This window comes from Paramylibacter ulvae, assembly GCF_014652655.1.
GTDB lineage: Bacteria > Pseudomonadota > Alphaproteobacteria > Rhodobacterales > Rhodobacteraceae > Amylibacter > Amylibacter ulvae.
Genome location: NZ_BMZF01000006.1, coordinates 15,181 through 35,765, shown reverse-complemented (window position 1 = coordinate 35,765; position 20,585 = coordinate 15,181). Strand labels below are relative to the sequence as shown.

General features: G+C 48.8%; 19 protein-coding genes. 5 read left to right on the top strand and 14 right to left on the bottom strand.

Features of this window, described 5'->3' with window-relative positions:
• Positions 1 to 2: 2 nt before the first annotated feature.
• On the top strand, positions 3 to 794 hold the full coding sequence (locus tag IE094_RS11150; protein ID WP_189640787.1) for a metal ABC transporter permease: 792 nt from the start codon (positions 3 to 5) through the stop codon (positions 792 to 794).
• Here IE094_RS11150 and IE094_RS11145 read toward each other — a convergent pair.
• Genes IE094_RS11145 through IE094_RS11130 form a run of 4 tightly spaced genes read right to left on the bottom strand, consistent with a single transcriptional unit; the run spans position 774 to position 4,232 of the window.
• A complete protein-coding gene (locus IE094_RS11145) occupies positions 774 to 1,619 on the bottom strand; it encodes a metal ABC transporter permease (RefSeq protein ID WP_308429218.1) in 846 nt (281 codons plus the stop codon). The two genes, IE094_RS11150 and IE094_RS11145, sit on opposite strands and share 21 nt — an antisense overlap.
• Positions 1,616 to 2,488: a metal ABC transporter permease gene (locus tag IE094_RS11140; protein ID WP_308429217.1), complete on the bottom strand. Its 873-nt coding sequence runs from the start codon at positions 2,486 to 2,488 to the stop codon at positions 1,616 to 1,618. Before IE094_RS11140 ends, IE094_RS11145 begins: the two co-directional genes overlap by 4 nt.
• Positions 2,485 to 3,345, bottom strand: a complete 861-nt coding sequence (locus IE094_RS11135) for a manganese/iron ABC transporter ATP-binding protein (RefSeq protein ID WP_373295874.1) — start codon at positions 3,343 to 3,345, stop codon at positions 2,485 to 2,487. The genes IE094_RS11140 and IE094_RS11135 overlap by 4 nt, the downstream gene beginning before the upstream one ends.
• Entirely contained in the window at positions 3,342 to 4,232 is an 891-nt protein-coding gene (locus IE094_RS11130) for a metal ABC transporter substrate-binding protein (RefSeq protein WP_189640786.1), read from the bottom strand. The genes IE094_RS11135 and IE094_RS11130 overlap by 4 nt, the downstream gene beginning before the upstream one ends.
• A gap of 264 nt (positions 4,233 to 4,496) precedes the next feature.
• On the opposite strand from IE094_RS11130, the gene IE094_RS11125 reads away from it, so the two are divergent.
• A complete protein-coding gene (locus IE094_RS11125) occupies positions 4,497 to 5,405 on the top strand; it encodes a UTP--glucose-1-phosphate uridylyltransferase (protein WP_189640785.1) in 909 nt (302 codons plus the stop codon).
• A 42-nt stretch (positions 5,406 to 5,447) separates the two neighbouring features.
• Here the strand turns inward: IE094_RS11125 and IE094_RS11120 are convergent, their stop codons facing one another.
• The 9 genes from IE094_RS11120 to rocF form a co-directional block, all read right to left on the bottom strand.
• The gene (locus IE094_RS11120) at positions 5,448 to 6,398 is read right to left on the bottom strand and encodes a dipeptide ABC transporter ATP-binding protein (protein ID WP_189640784.1); all 951 of its coding nucleotides are present in this window, start codon (positions 6,396 to 6,398) and stop codon (positions 5,448 to 5,450) included.
• The gene (locus tag IE094_RS11115) at positions 6,395 to 7,363 is read right to left on the bottom strand and encodes an ABC transporter ATP-binding protein (RefSeq protein WP_189640783.1); all 969 of its coding nucleotides are present in this window, start codon (positions 7,361 to 7,363) and stop codon (positions 6,395 to 6,397) included. The genes IE094_RS11120 and IE094_RS11115 overlap by 4 nt, the downstream gene beginning before the upstream one ends.
• Positions 7,363 to 8,271, bottom strand: a complete 909-nt coding sequence (locus tag IE094_RS11110) for an ABC transporter permease subunit (RefSeq protein WP_189640782.1) — start codon at positions 8,269 to 8,271, stop codon at positions 7,363 to 7,365. The genes IE094_RS11115 and IE094_RS11110 overlap by 1 nt, the downstream gene beginning before the upstream one ends.
• A gap of 11 nt (positions 8,272 to 8,282) precedes the next feature.
• A complete protein-coding gene (locus tag IE094_RS11105) occupies positions 8,283 to 9,290 on the bottom strand; it encodes an ABC transporter permease subunit (protein WP_189640781.1) in 1,008 nt (335 codons plus the stop codon).
• Positions 9,291 to 10,400 carry a M24 family metallopeptidase gene (locus tag IE094_RS11100; protein ID WP_189640780.1) on the bottom strand — a complete coding sequence of 370 codons (1,110 nt, stop codon included), beginning with the start codon at positions 10,398 to 10,400 and terminating at the stop codon, positions 9,291 to 9,293.
• 51 nt (positions 10,401 to 10,451) lie between these two features.
• Complete coding sequence (locus IE094_RS11095; protein WP_189640779.1) at positions 10,452 to 12,044, bottom strand: ABC transporter substrate-binding protein; 1,593 nt, start codon at positions 12,042 to 12,044, stop codon at positions 10,452 to 10,454.
• A gap of 163 nt (positions 12,045 to 12,207) precedes the next feature.
• Positions 12,208 to 13,263, bottom strand: a complete 1,056-nt coding sequence (gene ocd / locus IE094_RS11090) for an ornithine cyclodeaminase (protein WP_229802275.1) — start codon at positions 13,261 to 13,263, stop codon at positions 12,208 to 12,210.
• 16 nt (positions 13,264 to 13,279) lie between these two features.
• Positions 13,280 to 14,197, bottom strand: coding sequence for a citrulline utilization hydrolase CtlX (gene ctlX, locus IE094_RS11085; RefSeq protein ID WP_189640908.1), 918 nt, complete (start codon positions 14,195 to 14,197; stop codon positions 13,280 to 13,282).
• A complete protein-coding gene (rocF, locus tag IE094_RS11080; protein ID WP_189640777.1) occupies positions 14,197 to 15,120 on the bottom strand; it encodes an arginase in 924 nt (307 codons plus the stop codon). The genes ctlX and rocF overlap by 1 nt, the downstream gene beginning before the upstream one ends.
• Before the next feature lie 114 nt (positions 15,121 to 15,234).
• On the opposite strand from rocF, the gene IE094_RS11075 reads away from it, so the two are divergent.
• Positions 15,235 to 15,672 (top strand): Lrp/AsnC family transcriptional regulator, encoded by a 438-nt coding sequence (locus IE094_RS11075; RefSeq protein WP_189640907.1) that lies wholly within the window; start codon positions 15,235 to 15,237, stop codon positions 15,670 to 15,672.
• Here IE094_RS11075 and IE094_RS11070 read toward each other — a convergent pair.
• A complete protein-coding gene (locus tag IE094_RS11070) occupies positions 15,651 to 16,094 on the bottom strand; it encodes an Lrp/AsnC ligand binding domain-containing protein (protein WP_189640906.1) in 444 nt (147 codons plus the stop codon). The genes IE094_RS11075 and IE094_RS11070 overlap by 22 nt on opposite strands.
• Positions 16,095 to 16,244: 150 nt before the next feature.
• Between IE094_RS11070 and putA the strand changes: the two genes are divergently transcribed.
• Together putA and IE094_RS11060 are read left to right on the top strand one after the other, a co-directional pair.
• Positions 16,245 to 19,604, top strand: a complete 3,360-nt coding sequence (putA, locus tag IE094_RS11065) for a bifunctional proline dehydrogenase/L-glutamate gamma-semialdehyde dehydrogenase PutA (RefSeq protein WP_189640776.1) — start codon at positions 16,245 to 16,247, stop codon at positions 19,602 to 19,604.
• A 70-nt stretch (positions 19,605 to 19,674) separates the two neighbouring features.
• The gene (locus tag IE094_RS11060) at positions 19,675 to 20,547 is read left to right on the top strand and encodes a DMT family transporter (RefSeq protein ID WP_229802273.1); all 873 of its coding nucleotides are present in this window, start codon (positions 19,675 to 19,677) and stop codon (positions 20,545 to 20,547) included.
• Positions 20,548 to 20,585: the final 38 nt, after the last annotated feature.

Sequence of the window (20,585 nt, the reverse complement as noted above, 5' to 3'; positions counted from 1 at the left end):
CGATGTTGGATAACTTTTTAATTCGCGCCGCATTGGCTGGAATTGGGGTGGCAATTGCCGCTGCACCATTGGGTTGTTTCGTGGTGTGGCGCCGCATGGCCTATTTCGGCGATGCAACGGCCCATGCTGCCATTTTGGGCGTTGCTCTATCATTGGCATTTTCCACATCCACGATTTTCGGTGTGCTTATTGTGTGTCTGGGAATGGCCGTTATCGTTTCAAACCTCAATGAACGCGGCATGGCAGTTGATACATTACTGGGTGTGATATCGCATTCTGCATTAGCATTTGGATTGGTTGCAGTATCGTTTTTATCTGGTATCCGCGTTGATCTGATGGCCTATCTTTTCGGTGACATTCTGGCCATCAGCATGGCTGATTTGATATTCATTTGGATTGGCGCAGTGATTGTCTGTGGCATTATTGCTTGGCGCTGGTCAGCATTATTAACGGCCACGTTAAACGCAGATTTAGCATCATCGCACCATATCAATCCAAAACGCGAACAACTGATATTAACAGTGGCTTTGGCCATTACCGTGGCCGTTGCGATCAAGGTTGTGGGCGCGCTATTAATCGCATCATTGTTAATCATCCCCGCCGCCGCTGCACGCGGTTTTGCTAAAACACCCGAAATGATGGCAGGTCTTGCGATGATAATCGGAAGCGTATCTGTGTTATCTGGCATTCAAGCATCATTGATATGGGACACACCCACAGGGCCGACAATCGTGTGCTGTGCCGCAGTAATTTTTGGCGTATTAAATACGCTTTCACGCGGAATGCGCGGCTAATTTGCTTTGGCGTTTGGTAGTGCGAATTGACCAAACCAACGCCACAATAAAGAATGCAGTCATGATCAAAACGATTGTCGGTGCAGGTGCGCTGTTGATGAAAAAGCTCGCATAAATTCCAATCACTGATGATCCAACCGCAACTGCGACAGATACAATCAACATCATGCTAAACCGACGGGTCAACAAAAATGCGATCCCACCAGGTGTGACCAAAAATGCAATCGCCAAAATGATCCCAACCGCCTTGAGCGCCGCAATCACAGTTAGCGAAATCAACACCAGTAATCCGTAATGCAACAAGTTCACGTTCAACCCCGTTGCCTTGGCCTGTGCCTCGTCAAAGGCATGCAGCATGAAATCTTTCCATTTCAACAGGATTGCGGCGGCCACAAAAATAGAGACATAACCCGTGGTCATCAGATCACTTGCAGATATGCCCAGCATGTTGCCAAACAAGATATGATCCAAATGCACATTGGTCTGAATTTTGGTGTACAAAACGATGCCAAGTGCAAACATCCCACTGAACACCACCCCCATGATAGTGTCCTGTTTAATACGGCTATGCTCTGTTAAATATCCGGTGCTCACCGCGCAAATCATGCCCGCGAAAAATGCCCCGATCAACATCGGAAAGTTAAAGATATAGGCCAGCACAACACCGGGTAATACCGCATGGCTGATCGCATCACCCATCAATGACCACCCCTTAAGCACCAGATAACACGACAGCAATCCTGCGGGTATCGCAACCAAAACGCAGATCAAAAATGCATTGACCATGAAAGGGAACTGAAATGGCAAGAACAGCGTTTCCATCATATGTCGTCGTCCAATGCCACGCTGCGCCGTGCGCGTGCGCGTGCACGATTTGCAATCAAGCCATGCTTTGGTGCAAAAAAGAATGCCAACAAAAATAGGATTGTTTGCAAAACCACAATCACGCCACCAGTGGCACCATTCAAAAAATAGCTTACATAGGCACCGACAAAGCTGGTGGTCGCACCAATCGCAACGCTGATTTTTAACAGACGAGGAAATCGATCCGTTAACAAATATGCCGTCGCACCAGGTGTCACCACCATGGCAATCACCAAAAATGCACCAACAGTTTGCATCGCGGCAACCGTACATGCAGACAAAATCGTAAAAAACACAATTTTCAGAATCTCTGGGCGCAATCCAATGGAACGTGCATGGCTTTCGTCAAAAAACGTGACCATGAAGTCTTTCCATTTCGCCAATAATACAGCCATCGACACGAACCCGATGATCGCCAACTGCCACGTATCACTGGCAGAAATCGCCAAAATATTCCCCATCGTTATCGTTTGAATATTTATCGGAATGGGCGAGATTGAAACCATAAACAAACCTAGCCCGAAAAAGGCGGTAAAGATGATGCCGATGATTGTGTCTTCTTTTAATCCGCTGCGTTCATTTAAAAATAACATCGCACCACCCGCCATAGCGCCTGCAAAAAATGCGCCTATGGAAAATGGTAGCCCCAATAAATAGGCACCTGCAACACCGGGCACGATGGAATGCGACAGGGCGTCACCGATCAAGCTCCACCCTTTGAGCATCAGGTAGCACGATAAAAATGCGCACACCGCGCCGACCAATGCGCTGACCCACATTGCATTGATCATGAATTGATAGCCAAATGGTTCCAGCAAATAGTCCATCATTTGCGTGTCTTATGTTCATCGTCGTAAATCACAACGGGGCGCTCATCATCCGTGATCACGGTGACGGTTCGCCCGTCATCATCATCGTGTAAATCATCCCCGCCCAATACAAAATGGCGCAATACGCCGCCGAATGTTTGTTCCAAATTATCTTGGGTGAAAACGGTTTGCGTTGGACCAAATGCCAAAACGGTCCCTTTGACCAAAATTGTTTGATCACAATATTCAGGAACCGACCCAAGATTATGCGTGGCGACCAGCATCACACAGCCTTCGTCGCGCAATCCTTTTAACAGTTTGATAATGGCATCTTCGGTTTTGACGTCAACGCCAGTAAAAGGTTCATCAAGCAAAATGACCTTGCCCTCTTGTGCCAGCGCCCGTGCAAGGAAAACCCGTTTTTTTTGTCCGCCTGACAGCTCGCCTATTTGGCGCTTGCGATATTCCAGCATCCCAACACGTTCAAGTGATGCGGCCACCATTTCGTGATCTCTTTGATGCGGGCGGCGTAAAAATCCCATGTGACCATATCGCCCCATCATCACCACATCTTCGACAAGTACAGGAAAGGACCAGTCAACCTCTTCTGCTTGCGGGACATAGGCTACAATATTCTGGCGCAAAGCATCCTTGACCGATTGCCCCAAGATTGAAATGTCACCTTGTGCGGTGGGGACAAAGCCCATCAACGCCTTGAATAAGGTCGATTTACCTGATCCGTTTACACCGACTAATGCGGCGATCGTGCCCGTTGGTATTGCAAAACTTGCCTCGCGCAATGCCGTGTGACCATTGCGATAGGTTACGGTGACATTCCGTGCGCAAATTCCATCAATCGATTGCCCCATGTCCGTCATTGCGCATTTAAGCCTTGTAAAATTGTTTGTGATGTTACGCGCAGCAAATCCAAATATGTTGGCACCGCACCGTCAGCACTGCTTAGGCTATCGACGTAAAGTACACCACCATATTTTGCGCCCGTCTCGCGCGCGACCTGTTGTGCGGGCGCGGGGGAAATTGTGCTTTCGCTGAACACCACACCGATTTGGTTTTCGCGGACCGTATCTATAACATCACGCACCTGTTTTGGCGTGCCCTGCTGGTCGGCGTTGATTGGCCACAGGTAAAGTTCCTGCATATCGAAATCACGCGCAAGATAGCTAAACGCGCCCTCACTGCTGACTAGCCAACGCTTGTCCGCTGGGATTTTCAAAATCTCTGCTTTAATCGGCGCGATGACATCAGAAATTTTTGCCTGATATATTTTCGCATTCTCGATGTATATTTCTGCATTATCTGGGTCGTGCACAACCAGCGCATCACGAATATTATCAACATAAATCAACGCTGCATCCAGCGACATCCATGCATGTGGATTTGGCTTGCCCATATATGGACCTTGGGCAATTCCCATAGGTTCAACACCCGCAGTGACAATCGCACTTGGTACATCGCTTAAATTTTGGAAAAACTGTTCGAACCAAATCTCAAGCCCTAACCCATTCCACAAAATCAACTCCGCATTTTGTGCCTGCAAAATATCACGCGGGGTCGGAGAGTAGTTGTGAATTTCGGCACCAGGACGCGTGATTGATACCACCTCTGCTGCGTCACCGGCCACGTTTTGTGCCATGTCGGCAATCACGGTAAACGTCGTGACAACCTTAAACTTCTCATTCGCATGTGCGGTGATGCCCAGACCCGTGATAATCATAGTCATGAAAATAGTAAGTAATCTAGTCATTGCTGTTCCTTGCGATCTATCTATTGGTATCCTTATGAGAATGATTCGCAATAAAGTCAATCTAGTTGCGAATGACTCGCAATAAATTGCGATGCATCAAATATTTGTTGAAATTTCAAAGCAGAATTCACAAAATCAGTATGAAACGTCACAGTTATGATATGCTGCATAAATAAGCATGAGCCACAGAATTTTAATCTACAACTTGAACGCTCAATTAAAGCGCGTACATATGACTCGTTAAAGCAAATTGAAAAGAAGAACATGAAACCGAAAATTACCAAGGCTGTCTTTCCTGTCGCTGGGCTTGGCACACGCTTTTTACCCGCCACAAAATCCATCCCAAAAGAAATGCTGCCCCTCGTGGATCGCCCATTGGTGCAATACGCAGTGGACGAAGCGCGCGAGGCAGGTATTGAAAGTTTCCTATTTGTCAGCGCGCGCGGCAAATCCGCCATGGCAGATTATTTTGACAAGCACCCCACATTGGAAGATCGGTTAAAGGCTGACGGCAAGCAAAAACTGTTGGAAAAACTACAAGCATCCAACATCGAAAACGGATCAACCGCGTATCTTCGCCAAGGTGAACCCTTGGGTTTGGGGCACGCAGTCGGGATCGCGCGCAATTTCGTAGATGACGACGAATTTTTCGCGGTGCTGTTGCCAGATGATGTTGTTGCTGCAAAACCGGGTTGTCTAAAGCAAATGGTCGAAGCCTGGGAAGAAACACGCGCGAACATTGTTGGCACAATGGAAGTGCCACTAGAAAATGTAGGTTCATACGGTATTCTCGATGTCGAACAGGATCATGGCCGATTGGTCAAGGCAAGTGGTCTGGTGGAAAAACCATCACCAGAGGTAACCCCATCACGCAACGCGGTTATTGGACGGTATTTATTATCACCAAACGTCATGAAACGTCTGATGGAAACCCGTCCAGGTGTTGCTGGCGAAATTCAATTAACCGATGCAATCAATGCAGAAGCAGCGGCAGGCAACGGCGTTTACGGTTATCGGTTCGAGGGTGATCGTTTCGATTGCGGTTCGATGTCTGGCTTTTTACAGGCCACAATTTCTTTTGGCTTGGAACGCCCAGAATTGCGTGACGATCTGGAAAATTTCCTGCGCACAACAATCGGTAATATCGACGCGGCAAAGAAAGTCAAAGCATAGCGATTAAAAGGGGCGCCACACGGATACAACGCCCCTCATTTTTCACCCAACAGGGTGATAGCATGCAACCTCTACGTCACCCAATTTTTCCAACGCAGGTGCAGATGTACGGCATTTGTCGCTTGCATATGCACAACGCGGATTGAATGCACAGCCCGCGGGCGGATTCAATGGCGATGGCAATTCACCCGTCAAAACAATCCGTTCTTTTTTCGCAACAGGATCGGCATTCGGTGTCGCCGATAACAATGCCTTGGTATAGGGATGTCGCGGATTGGCGAATACATCCTTGGCCGCGCCAGATTCCACAACCTTGCCCAGATACATCACCATCACATCGTCCGCGATATGTTTCACCACCGACAAATCATGGCTGATAAACAAATACGCCAGCCCTAGTTCGGCTTGTAAATCGGCAAGGATATTCAAGACCTGCGCTTGAATGGATAAATCCAAGGCCGACACAGGTTCGTCCAACACCAAAACGCGCGGGTTCAACATTAACGCGCGTGCGATCGCAATACGTTGGCGTTGCCCACCCGAAAACATGTGCGGGTAACGTTCAATATGTTCAGGGCGCAAGCCAACCCGTTCCATGGTTTGCGCGGCACGCTTGCCGCGATCTTCTGCGCTCATGTCTGTGTTCAGGCGCAATGGCTCTTCTAATATCGTGCGAATTTTATGGCGTGGGTTCAAACTACTGTACGGGTTTTGAAAAACGATTTGAACGGCCTTGCGATGATCGACAGATGATGAATCCGCAGGCTTACCCTCAATATCCAGTGACCCCTCTGTTGGGGTTTCGATCATTGTCACCAAACGTGCCAATGTTGATTTACCACAGCCAGATTCACCCACCACGGCCAGCGTTTTACCCGCATCCAGCGTAAAACTTGCACCATCAAGCGCCTTTACCAAACCGGGTTTACGGAACATGCCCCCCCCAACCTCGTAGTGCTTTTTTAAATCAACGGCGTTAATTGCAGTGCTCATGCTGTCACCTTTGCATTCAATGGGTGGTTACACAGGGCGTTACCAAGTTCAGCCGATTGCCGGGTTACATTGCCATGGCAATCATCTTGCACATGCGCGCAACGCGGTGCGAACAAACATCCCGTTGGGCGATCATATTGTCCTGGAACAACCCCAGGGATCGATGGCAATTTGCGCCCCACCGCACGTTCTGGCAACGCGTTTAACAACGCCGATGTGTAAGGGTGATGCGGATCTGTGAACAGGCCTGTCACATGTTGTTCTTCCACACGTTGACCCGCATATTGCACCTGAACCCGTTCCGCGGTTTCTGCAACCACACCCATATCATGGGTAATCAGGATCAGCGCCATTTCCTTTTCTTTTTGCAATGAAACAAGCAAATCTAAAATCTGGGCTTGGATGGTTACGTCCAATGCTGTTGTCGGTTCATCGGCGATCAACAGTTTTGGATCACCAGATAACGCCATCGCAATCATCACGCGTTGGTTCATTCCGCCCGACAATTGATGTGGAAACGCAGACAGACGCGTTTCAGGTGCGGGAATCCCCACCAGTTCCAATAATTCAATCGAACGTTTTTTACGTTCTGCGCGGTTCATACCCAGATGTAATTTCAAACTTTCGCCCAGCTGAAACCCGACGGTGAAACACGGATTCAATGATGAAATAGGTTCTTGGAATATCATCGCCATGTCTTTGCCGATGATTTTACGTCGCTCTCGCTTGCTAATTTTGGTGAGATCTTTCCCGTCGAACACCATTTTGTCCGCATTGATTTTCGCCGTCCACGGCAGCAACCCCATCATCGCCAACATGGACACAGATTTACCTGAACCAGATTCGCCAACAATTGACAGGATTTCGCCGCGTTCGCATTGAATATCAACACCGTCCACTGCGCGGAACAATCCACCCGCGGTTTGAAAATCAACGCTAAGGTTTTGAATGTCTAACAGTCCCATTATGACCTCTTCAACTTTGGATCAAGCGCATCGCGCAGGCCGTCGCCCATCAGGTTGATCGCCAATACGGTGATCAAAATGGCAAGACCGGGGAACGTTACAACCCACCAAGCGCGCGAAATGAATTCGCGTGCCTCGGCCAGCATGGTACCCCATTCAGGTGTTGGTGCCTGTGCCCCCATCCCCAAGAACCCAAGTGCCGCCGCATCCAAAATTGCATTTGAAAACGACAAAGTTGCCTGAACGATTACGGGGCCAAGGCAATTTGGCAAAATTGTGCGCGTCATCAAATAAAACGGTGATGCACCAGCAACACGCGCCGATGTCACGTAATCACGGTTCAATTCATTTAGCACCGCCGCACGCGTGAGGCGCACAAAATGTGGTTGCAATACAATCGCAATCGCAATCATCGCATTTAACAATCCTGGTCCCAAAATTGCGACCATCACCAGCGCCAATAACAATGACGGAAACGCCAAAATCACATCCATCATCCGCATGATTACTGTATCAACCGCACCGCGATAATACCCCGCAATCAAGCCAACAGTCACACCGCCCAACAAGGCCAGTCCAACAACGACAACACCGATAAACAGTGAAAACCGTGCGCCATATATCAGCCGCGATAACATATCGCGACCAACCGCATCAGTGCCGAGCAAAAATCGCCAATCGCCCCCGTCTTCCCAAACGGGTGGAACAAGCAGCGCATCGCGATATTGTTGAATCGGATCATGGGGTGCAACGATCGGCGCAAATACCGCGATAAAGATCAAAATGACCATCAACGCGAGCCCCAAAACCGCACCTTTGTTTTCAGAAAAATAAAACCAGAACTCCGCCAACATACGCCGGCGCATGCTGGTTTCTTTTTTCGGGGTTGGATTTGTAATATCACTCATTTTAATGTCCCCTACTGGTGGCGAATGCGTGGATTGATCAAACCATAGGTGATATCAACCAACAGATTTACGATCATAATAATGGCTGCGATCAACAATAAACCGCTTTGCACAACGGGATAATCACGACGCGAAATGCTATCAATCATCCACTTACCAATCCCTGGCCAAGAAAAGATTGTTTCCGTCAAAATCGCACCTGCCAGCAATGTACCAACGGATAGGCCGATTACAGTGATCACAGGGATCATCGCATTGCGCAAAGCGTGAACACCGACCACGCGGCGAGATGCCAAGCCTTTCGCCCGCGCCGTGCGCACATAGTCTTCGCCTAAAACTTCGAGCATGGCAGAACGTGTTTGACGCGCAATTACTGCGAGCGGAATCGTCGCTAAAACGATGGTGGGCAAAATCAGATGCTGCACCGCAGACCCAAACGCTCCTTTTTGCCCTGACAGCAAACTGTCGATCAACATAAAGCCCGTTTTTTGCTCAAAGAAGTAAAGCAACGAAATACGCCCCGATACGGGCGTCCATCCCAATGTACCGCTGAACACAATGATCAACAGCAGACCCCACCAAAAGATCGGCATGGAATAACCGACCAACGCGGTGCCCATAATGCTTTGATCAATGAATGTGCCGCGTTTTGTGGCCGCGATTATGCCCGCAGGAATACCAATAAAGATGGCCAGAATAATGGCGCAAAACGCCAATTCAACCGTCGCGGGGAACAGGGTAAAAAATTCGGACAACACGGGCTGTTTTGTCACCAGAGAATTGCCAAAATCCCCGTGCACAAGGTTATTCAGATATTCCAAATACTGTTGCCAGATCGGGCGATCATAGCCAAATTCCGACAGCAATGCTGCATAACGTTCTTCGCTGATCCCACGTTCGCCCGCCATCAACAAAACGGGATCGCCTGGCAATACACGCACAAATCCGAATGAAACGATGGTGATCCCGATAAATGTCGGGATCAACAATAAGATACGTTTGAGAAGAAAACCGATCATCTAGCCTACTATCCTTAGTTCGCGTGAAAAACTGGTCAGGCAAATATGACCCGTTTCGGTGACAACGATATCGTCTTCGATGCGCACACCACATTCGCCAGAACGATAAAGGCCGGGCTCTACGGTGAAAACCATACTGGGTTCAAGCACGGTATGATTACCGCGCATAATTTGCGGTGCTTCGTGTACATCCAACCCCAAACCGTGGCCGGTCTTGTGGCGTGCAAATGCGGCGAATTGTGAATTTTCCAACACCAATTGTACGGTATCGTCAATTTCATGCGCGGTTGCCCCCGCAATCGTTGCGGTCTTGCCAGCCTCATTTGCTGCCTTAACTGTATCATAAAACGCGCGATCGTAATCAGATACTTTTTTGATGAAAAAGGTACGCGTGATGTCGGCGTTGTATCCTTGATACCTTGCACCAAAATCAATCAATAGCGCATCCCCTGATTTCACCTGATAATCGGGGCGCGCATGGGCATGTGGTTGCGCTGCATTGTCACCAGCCGCAACGATGGGATCAAATGATAGCCCATCCGCTCCACATGCGAACAAGTTGTTTAACAACATCCCCTCGATCTGTTTTTCGGTTTGCCCTTCGCGTACATCTTGTAGCGTTTTTTCAAGCGCTTCTTCGGATATTTCAATGGCGCGTTTCAGCAATGCAATTTCATCGTCTGACTTACAAAGCCTTATCCCAGAAATTTCTGCATGTGCATCAAAAAATGTGGCATTGGGCATTACATCTTGCAGAGCAAATTGTTCAAACACGCGCATGCGCTGTGCTTCTAATCCAATACGCGGTGCCTCACCAATTTCGTTGAGCGCGATTGCGGCGTCTTTGAATGCGCCCGCAAAACCAATTTCATCGCGCCAGTCGAAAACTTGCCCCGTGAAATTGATTTTTTCAAATGAAGCCATTTCCAGATTTGGAACAATGGCGACCGGTGCACCGACGCGCGGCACAATCACCATCAGCGGGCGTTCCATCAGATGAAAATCGCGACCAAATATGCGGCGGAAATTGGGGCCGGGTACAAAAGCAACGGCATCAAGGCCAGCGTTTTCAATCGCGGCGATGATCGGGTTCAATCGGGTATCTGTCATGGGTATCTTTGATAAAGGTCTGGGCGACAAACGCCGCCCAGACAGATTAGATTATTCAGCGAGATCAACACCGTCGAAACGGTGGCCGCCCAATGGATCCATTTTGTAGTTTTGAACTTTGTTGCTCATTGGCATGAACACAACAGAGTGCGCGATGGTTGCCCATGGTGCTTGCTCTTTGAACACGACTTGTGCTTGTTCATACAAAGATGTGCGCTCTGCAGCGTCTGATGATGCTTTGGCTTTGTTTACCAAATCATCAAAATCTTTATTACACCACTGTGCACGGTTTGAACCGCCAACAGATGAACATGACAACAATACTGACAAGAAGTTGTCGGGATCACCGTTGTCACCAGTCCAACCAAGCAATACCGCGCCGTCACGATCTTCGTCTTTTGACAGCTTCAGATATTCGCCCCATTCGTATGATGTAACCTCTGCGTTAACACCAACAGCCGCGAAATCCGCTTGGATCAATTCGGCCATACGACGTGCATTTGGGTTATATGGTCGTGCAACTGGCATCGCCCAAATTTTCATGGACAGGTCTGTTACACCTTCGGCTTCCAATGCCGCCTTTGCTGCAACTGGATCGTAACCATCATCAACGATTGCATCGTTATATGACCACATGGTTGGTGGGATCGGGTTTTTCGCCGCAATACCAGCGCCTTCGAACACAGCATCCAAGATTGCTTGTTTGTTAATCGCCATGTTCAATGCTTTGCGCACTTTGGCGTTATCAAACGGTGCAACTTTGGTGTTGTAAGCCAAGTAACCAACGTTCAGACCTTCTTGTTCTTGAACTTCCAGATTTGGGTCTGCTTTCAACGCTTCCAGATCGGCTGGGTTTGGATATGGTGCAACGTGGCATTCGCCCGCTTTCAGCTTTTGCATACGCACAGAGTTATCTGTTGTGATTGCAAATACCAGATCGTCGATTGGCTGTTTGCCATCCCAATAATCGCCGTGTGCTTGATAACGGATCACAGCATCTTTTTGATAGGCAACAAATTTAAACGGACCTGTGCCGATCGGCATTTGGTTCATATCTGTTTGTTTGCCCGCTGCTTCCAAGCTGTCTGCGTATTCTTTTGACATGATGGATGCGAAATCCATCGCCAAGTTGGCAACAGTTGGGGATTCTGGACGGTTCAAAATGAATTTTACCGTGTTATCGTCAACCTTTACGATGTCTTTGATCAACGCCGGCATATCCATGCCAGAGAAATATTCCCATGACGTGCCTTCGGTGTATTTGTGCCATGCATTGCCTTCGTCGCGCTGGCGATTGAATGTGAACAATACGTCGTCCGCATTGAAATCACGCGTTGGCGTGAAATAGCTGGTTGTGTGAAATTTCACACCTTTACGCAGATTAAAGGTGTACTCCAATCCATCGTCCGATGCTGTCCAACTTTCGGCCAAACCTGGGATGATTTTGGTGCTTCCACGTTCAAATTCCACCAGACGGTTGTACACTGGCTTTGAAGATGCATTAAAAGTTGTACCAGCCGTATAAAGCGCTGGATCGAAACCCTCTGGTGAACCTTCTGAACAATATACAAGCGTTTTTGCATGTGCCGCCGACGATAGCAGTGCGGCAGCAAAGCAACCCAATACAAATGGTGTTTTTCTCATTGTTGTAATCTCCCTATAAGATTTTTTTTAGGCCTTGAAAGACTCGCCCCAAGCCCTACTGCGACGAAGTTAAACACACAATTTCCTGTCTGTATATGGCTTAGTTGGCGGTTTTAGCGCTTGTTTTTACAAGAAAAAATTGCATTGCAATACTTTACACTTTTTACGAATCTGCCAGACGCTGTGCTTCGCGTCGCACCATTCCAAACAGATCACGCGGGTCATCGGGGTCTGCAATCATGTCCAAATCCTGATACTTATCGGACGATTTTAACGCATCGCGCAGCCAACGTAACGCGGAAAAATCTTCGATTGCAAAACCAACGCCATCGAACAACGTAATCGCCTTATCATCGCTGCGCCCGTCAATTTCACCCGTCAACACTTGCCACAATTCTTTGACCGGATAGTCATCATCAAGCTGTTGAATATCCCCCTCGATACGGGTTTGTTCAGGGTATTCCACGTAGATGTCAGAGCGCAACAATATGTCTTTGTGAAGCTCGGTTTTACCCGGACAATCACCACCGATTGCATTGATATGAATACCTGCACCAACCATGTTATCCGTCAAAATTGTCGAATATTTTTTGTCTGCGGTACATGTTGTGACAACATCAGCACCCTCGATTGCACCTTGGGGTGTATCACATTTAACAATTGTAAGCCCACTGTCGGCCAAATTACCCGCACATTTTTCTGTGGCCGCAGGATCGATATCGTACAAACGAACCGTATCAATCCCGCATATTTTTTTCAAACCGAGCGCCTGAAATTCGGATTGCGCACCATTGCCAATCAATGCCAGTGTTTTGGAACCTTTGCGTGCCAAATATTTTGTCGCCACCGCCGATGTTGCCGCTGTGCGTAACGCTGTAAGCACGGTCATTTCTGACAGCAAAACAGGATAGCCCGTTTCAACAGATGCCAGCAGCCCAAACGCCGTTACGGTTTGCAAACCTTCTTTCATATTTTTGGGATGGCCGTTCACATATTTAAACCCGTAATCAATTCCGTCTGACGTTGGCATCAATTCAATCACACCTTCGCGGCTGTGGGATGCAACGCGCGGTGTTTTATCAAACAACGGCCAACGGCGGAAATCTTCTTCGAGATATTCTGCGATTTCAGCCATGCAATTTTCCATGCCCCGATCCAACACAAGGCGCATCATATTTTCAACGCTGACGAACGGGACGATATTTAGGTTGTCTTTCATTTTCTTCTCCATATGTTCAGCGTTTGGCCAAATGTATTCCTGCAATCATGCACCGCACAGATCCACCAGCGGTTTCGATTGTTGGAATATTCAGTGGTACAATCTGAACCGATTTTTCAATTGTTTTGATTTGTGATGGTTCAAGCGCATTCAACCCACGTGCCGAAATGGCCAAGATGCGGCCAGTGCGCCCCGACATTTCAAATGCGTTTCCACAAAATTCACCGATTTGATACTCACTTAATGCGATAACATCATGATCGCTTTCTATCAGGCGATCACGGACGGTTTTGCGCCGTTCACTCTGCGTAATCATATCCAGTGCGACCAATGCAAAATCCGTGGCCACGGTCATCAAAACGTTGGTGTGATAAACATCCAAACCATTTTTATCGCGCGCATCAAATGCAATTGGTTCAAAATTAAAGTTCGTGCAAAACCGTTCCAGCAAAACAGGATCGGCGCGATTTGAACGCGCGACATAGGCAACACGCCCGATATGATCCAACACCATCGCACCTGTTCCTTCCAGCGCGAGGTTGTCTTGTTCCAAACCAGAATAATCAATGACATCTTGTACGCGGTAATCGCGTTTTAGCAATTCAATCACATCCCAGCGCCGTTCCAGCCGACGTGTTTTTGCATACATTGGATATATCGCAACATGCCCACCCGCATGGGTTGAAAACCAATTGTTTGGAAATACACTGTCGGGCGTTTGATCCGAAGTATCATCAAAATCGTGGACAACCACGCCGGCATCGCGCAATAAATTTACTGCGGTATCAAATTCCTCGCGTGCGGTTTTTGCGATAGTGTCACGCGTTCCCGCGCCATCCGATTGAAACGAATTGTCCGCCTTGGTTTCTGGATTGGGATGAAAATGATGGGGACGTATCATAACCACAGATTTTGGCGCTTGTAACATCATGATCAAAAGCTCTTTGTTTTACGATCAATAATGCGACGCCCAAACAGGCTCGCCGTCAGATCGACCAATAATTTCGCGGTTCGTCCGCGTTCATCCAGAAACGGATTAAGTTCGACCAAATCCATGGAACCAACCAGACCACTTTCTTGGGCCATTTCCAAAATCAAATGCGCCTCGCGAAATGTGGCACCACCTGGCACTGTCGTGCCAACACCCGGTGCGATACTTGGATCAATGAAATCGACATCAAGGCTGACGTGTAACCAACCATCCGCCGCCTTTACGCGCGCCAAAAATTCACGCAATGGCGCAACAATTCCAAATTCATCCATCGCGCGCATATCGTGCAATGTAATATCGGTTTTCGCCATCGCCGCGTTTTCGGCAGGATCAACGCTTCGCAATCCCATCATGAAAATATTTGCGGGGTCAACGGGGTGGGTCACCGTAGGGAAAAATCCATCAAATCCAGACTGGCCGGTGAAATATGCCACAGGCGTACCATGTAAATTTCCACTGCCTGTGCTGGACAAGCTATGAAAATCTGGGTGCGCATCCAGCCACAAAACAAACAGCGGCTTTCCCGCCTCTGCCGCAGCGCGTGCAACTCCACTAACGGTTCCTGCTGCCATGCTATGATCGCCGCCCAGAAAAATGGGTGTCCCAGAATTTGCAGCATTGTGCGCTTGTCCCGCAAGCGCATCAATCCATGCGGATACCTCATCCAGATTGTGGATCGCTTTGTTGTCATGGGGAACGACGGGCACCACACGGGGTGAAACATCGCCGCGATCTTCCACAGTGTGCCCCAATTCCATCAATGCCTCTGCCAATTTGGCAGTGCGCAATGCCTCTGGCCCCATAGCACAGCCGCGTTGGCTCGCACCTTCTTGCACTGGTGCACCCAATAATATGCAATGTTGCATGATCAATCCCCAAAAAATGTTTCACCAATTTCTCAACTTTTTTGGAAGCATTAAGCCAAATAAATGCACAATATGGTTAACTTGATGCACAAATTGATATATCAAACTGACATTATGGACAAAATAGACAAATCACTCATTGCGTTGTTGCGAAAAAATGGGCGTGAACCCATCGCCAATCTTGCCGCGGGTTTGGGCGTTTCACGCGCCACTGTGCGTGCACGACTGGACAAATTACAGCATTCTGGTGCGATTACCGGATTCACCGTACGCTTGCGCGAAGATGATTTGGCGCATCCTATGCGCGGCATGACCTTGATAAAAATCGCGGGAAACAAAACACAGCGAATTATAAATCAGCTGCACCAAATACCGGCGATTAATGCAATTCACGCCACGAATGGTAAATGGGACTTAATCGTAGAAACGGCCACCGATGATCTTGCATCGTTTGACGCAGCGCTGAGCGCGATGCGGCGAATTGATGGTATTTTGGAATCGGAAACCAATCTTTTGTTGGCCACCCGCCATCACGGCGCGATATCCGCCTGATCCTTAACAGGTTCCATCACGACATGCGTTGACGTATTTGCCACATATGGCAATGCGGTAATCACCTCGCCCAGGATGGCACGGTAATCTGCAATGTCACGGCTTCGGATTTTCAACAGATAATCAAAGCTGCCCGCGATCATGTGGCATTCTTCTATTTCGGCAACGCTGCGCACCGCATCGTTAAATGAACCCAATGCTTTTTCGCGCGTATCCGACAGCGTTACCTCTACGAAGGCAATATGTGCCCGTCCCAGAAATTTTGGCGAAACAACTGCGCGAAACCCCTGAATAATCCCGTCTTTGATCAGTTTTTGCACGCGCGTTTGACATGGCGTTTTTGACAATCCCACACGGCTCGCCAATGCGGTAACGGATATGCGTCCATCACTTTGCAAAATATCCAATATTTTCCGGTCCATCCGATCAATTTGCCTATCACTCACGATATTTCATCCATTATGACTATTGCGCTAGTCAAAATATAGGCGAAAATCCCATTTGAGGCAATCAAACAGGAATAACGACCAATCCATTTGTGCTATCCTCGAATCGAAACAAGGATCAAACCCATGCAAATCGTTCGTAATAAAATTCGCGCTAATATTCGCAAACCTGAATCAGATTGTATTAAATCACTGTTGGACACGACGCCAATGCCCGTTGAATTACGCGAACAAATTACCGCACGCGCGATACAACTGGTCAAAGATATTCGCAAGGGCGGGAATAATTCCCTGATGGAACTGTTCCTCGAAGAATACGGCCTGTCCACCGATGAAGGTGTCGCGTTGATGTGTTTGGCAGAGGCGTTATTGCGTGTTCCAGACACCGACACGATCGATGCATTGATCGAGGACAAGATCAGCCCGTCCGAATGGGGGCAGCACCTGGGGCATTCCAGTTCTTCATTGGTGAACGCATCCACTTGGGCGTTGATGATCACAGGTTCCGTTTTGGACGAAGGCCAATCAATGGGCATCGGGCGCACATTGCGCGGTGCGATCAAACGGTTGGGCGAACCTGTGATCCGCACAGCGGTCAGCCGTGCAATGAAAGAGCTGGGCGCACAATTCGTGCTGGGACGTGACATTGAAGAGGCGATGAAGCGTGCCGCGAAACAGGAAAAACGCGGTTACACCTATTCCTATGATATGCTCGGCGAAGCGGCGATGACTGATGGTGACGCCAAACGTTTTCATCTGGCGTATAGCCGTGCGATCACGGCACTTGCTCCTGCATGCACATCCGATGACATTCGCGAAAACCCTGGGATTTCTGTCAAACTTTCTGCGCTGTTCCCACGCTACGAAGAAGCCCAGCGCAAACGTGTGATGGATATTCTGGTGCCGCGCACCCGTTCACTCGCATTGCTTGCGAAATCTGTTGGCATGGGGTTCAACATTGATGCAGAAGAGGCCGATCGTCTTGAGCTATCCCTTGATGTGATCGAGGCAGTTTTATCCGACCCATCGCTGGCCGATTGGGATGGGTTTGGTGTGGTTGTGCAAGCTTATGGCAAACGCGCGCCGTTTGTTTTGGATTGGCTTTATGCGCTGTCGCAAAAACTGGATCGACGCATCATGGTGCGCCTTGTTAAGGGTGCGTATTGGGACACAGAAATCAAAAATGCACAGGTTCTTGGCCTTGATGGATTTCCTGTGTTCACTAACAAATCCGCAACCGATGTGAGCTACATCGCGTGTGCGCAGAAATTGCTAAACATGACCGATCGCATTTACCCACAATTTGCCACACATAATGCGCGCACTGTCGCCGCCGTGTTGGAAATGGCAACTGATTCACGCGCATATGAATTTCAGCGTCTGCACGGCATGGGCGAGGCATTGCATGAGATTGTGCATTCCAATGAAAACACACGCTGTCGCATTTACGCCCCCGTTGGCCCACACAAAGACTTGCTAGCGTATCTGGTGCGCAGATTGTTGGAAAACGGTGCGAACAGTTCGTTTGTAAACCAAATTGTCGATGAATCTGTCCCCCCCGAAGTGGTTGCCGCCGACCCAATTGATACGGTTTTGGAATTGTCCAAACCTGCGGAAAACCCAAGCACGGTTTTACCATCAAAACTGTTTGCGCCAGAGCGTAAAAATTCACGCGGGTTTGATTTAACCGACCCCATCGTGTTGAACAAAATTTTCACCGATCGCGCCGCGTTTGAAACAAAACGCTGGAAGGTCGCTTCATTATTGGCAAACAAATCCGCAGGCGGCGCAAAAGAGCACAGCACCAATCCCGCGAGTATCAAAGATATCGTTGCAGACGTTCAAAACGCCAGTGAGAAGGATGTATCAGCGGCAATTCAATCCGCAACACCTTGGGACGCAACGGTTGGCCAGCGTGCCAAAATATTAAACAAAGCCGCAGACCTCTACGAAGAAAACTATGCAGAGATTTTCGCACTTTTGGCGCGCGAGGCTGGTAAAACATTGGCCGATTGCGATGCTGAATTGCGCGAGGCAGTGGATTTTCTACGGTTTTATGCACAACAAGCGAACGTGAACAAGCTGAACCCGCGTGGCGTTTTCACCTGTATTTCCCCGTGGAATTTTCCTGTGGCAATTTTCACAGGCCAAATCAGTGCTGCATTGGCGGCAGGTAACGCCGTGTTGGCAAAACCTGCGGAACAAACACCCGCGCTGGCATGGTTTTGCGTGAACTTATTATACAAAGCAGGCGTGCCAAAAACCGCGTTACAATTGTTAATCGGCAAAGGTTCGGTTGTGGGTGCAGCGCTCACATCCGCGCCAAGCGTTTCTGGCATTTGTTTCACGGGTTCAACTGCAACAGCGCAGACAATTCATCGCGCCATGGCGGGCACGATGGCGCCAGGCACACCGTTGATTGCAGAAACAGGTGGTTTGAATGCAATGATCGTTGATTCAACCGCGCTCCCCGAACAGGCTGTGCGTGATATTGTTGCGTCAAGCTTTCAATCCGCTGGGCAACGCTGTTCTGCGCTGCGGTGTTTGTATATTCAAGACGATGTCGCCGATACATTTTTGAAAATGTTATACGGCGCAATGGATGAATTGCGTGTTGGTAATCCTTGGGATTTATCCACCGATGTTGGGCCAGTAATCGATACTATGGCACAGGATAAAATCCGTGCGCATATCGAAACGGCACGCGCCGACGGTCGGGTTTTAAAACAGCTCAACGATAATGACACAGGGCGTTATGTGCCACCCACGGTGATTGCAGTAAACGGTATCGCCGACATGAAAGAGGAAATATTCGGCCCCGTGCTCCATGTTGTGCGATTTAAATCAGATCAATTGGATCGGATTATTTCAGATATCAACGCCACGGGGTATGGTCTGACCTTTGGTTTGCACACTCGTATTGATGATCGGGTTCAACATATCGTCGATGCGATTCACGCTGGCAACATTTACGTTAATCGCAATCAAATTGGCGCAATCGTGGGCTCACAACCCTTTGGTGGGCATGGTATGTCTGGCACAGGACCCAAGGCCGGTGGGCCGTTGTATTTGGGACGCTTTGCAAAGAATGCAAAACTCACGCCCTCAGTTACACAAATGTTGTTGCCAGGGCCGACAGGGGAATCGAACCAGTTGAGCTTTCACCCATGCGGGCGGGTTCTATGTTTGGGTCCCGATGTGGACGCGCAGGCGAAAATTGCACGCGAACATGGGTGTGAACCCGTCACAACTGGCGATGTTGAAACGGGCGAATTTAATGCCGTAGCGTATTGGGGCGATGACGCCAGCGCCAAGGACATTCGCAAAAAACTTGCCCAGCGCAAAGGGGCAATTATCGGATTGTTGCGCGATGAAACGATGGGGCAGTATTTGACGATGGAACGCCACGTTTGCGTAGATACCACCGCCGCGGGCGGTAACGCCGCATTGTTAGGTGGCAGCGCAATTGATGACATGCCCGCCTAAACTTTTCGAGCTTGCGCGTTAACACGTTAAACCGTTTAGTATTCCAGAACCCGCTTTTGGAATACTAAACGTGTCAATTTACAATGGAATCGCACTGCGCTTATTGGGTGCATTGTTGATCACCGCCATGTCGGCGGTGGTGCATCATCTTGCAAAAACTGTTCCCATCGGACAGATCATATTCTGGCGCAGCGCGGTCGCGATCATTCCGATTATAATCTATATGTTTTTGCGCGGTCAGTTCCCCGCAGCACTCAAAACCAAATATCCAAAAATGCACTTCATACGTGGATTGTTTGGCGTGCTGTCCATGGCGTTTTCGTTTATATCTTTGGCATATTTACCCGTCGCAAACGCACAGGCATTGGCCTATATGGCACCGATTATGACCTTGCCTTTGGCGGCGATCATGGTGGGTGAGCGCATTTCCAAAATCGTAATTTTCGCAACAGCCATTGGATTTGGCGGCGTTGTTGCAATGTTATGGGATGCGCTATCCTTTGGCACTGATGGCGCGATCATTGGAATTGCTGCTGGGCTTGGCTTTGCGGTCACCATGGCGTTTGTACGGGTCCATATCAAAACGATGACCGCCACCGAACATCCCGCGACCATCGCATTGTCATTTGCGTTGGTATCCACGCTGGTAGGCATTTCGACAATTCCACTTGGCTGGATCACGCCAGACTATGATATGTACCTTTGGCTGATCGCGGCGGGTATTTTGGGCGGTTTAGCCCATATCGCAGGAACAGAGGCAGTGGCACGCGCCCCGATATCAACGCTTGCGCCATTTGATTACACGGGCATCATTTGGGCACTTACGTTCGATTTATTGATTTTCTCTCAGTACCCGAATGCCCTTGTTTTGGGCGGCGCTGCGGCGATTACTCTGGCTGCATTGATGGTCGTTGTTTTGGGCAACAGGCAACCCAAAATATAACCGCTGAAAACTAATCCTTTTCAAAACCATTTAATTTT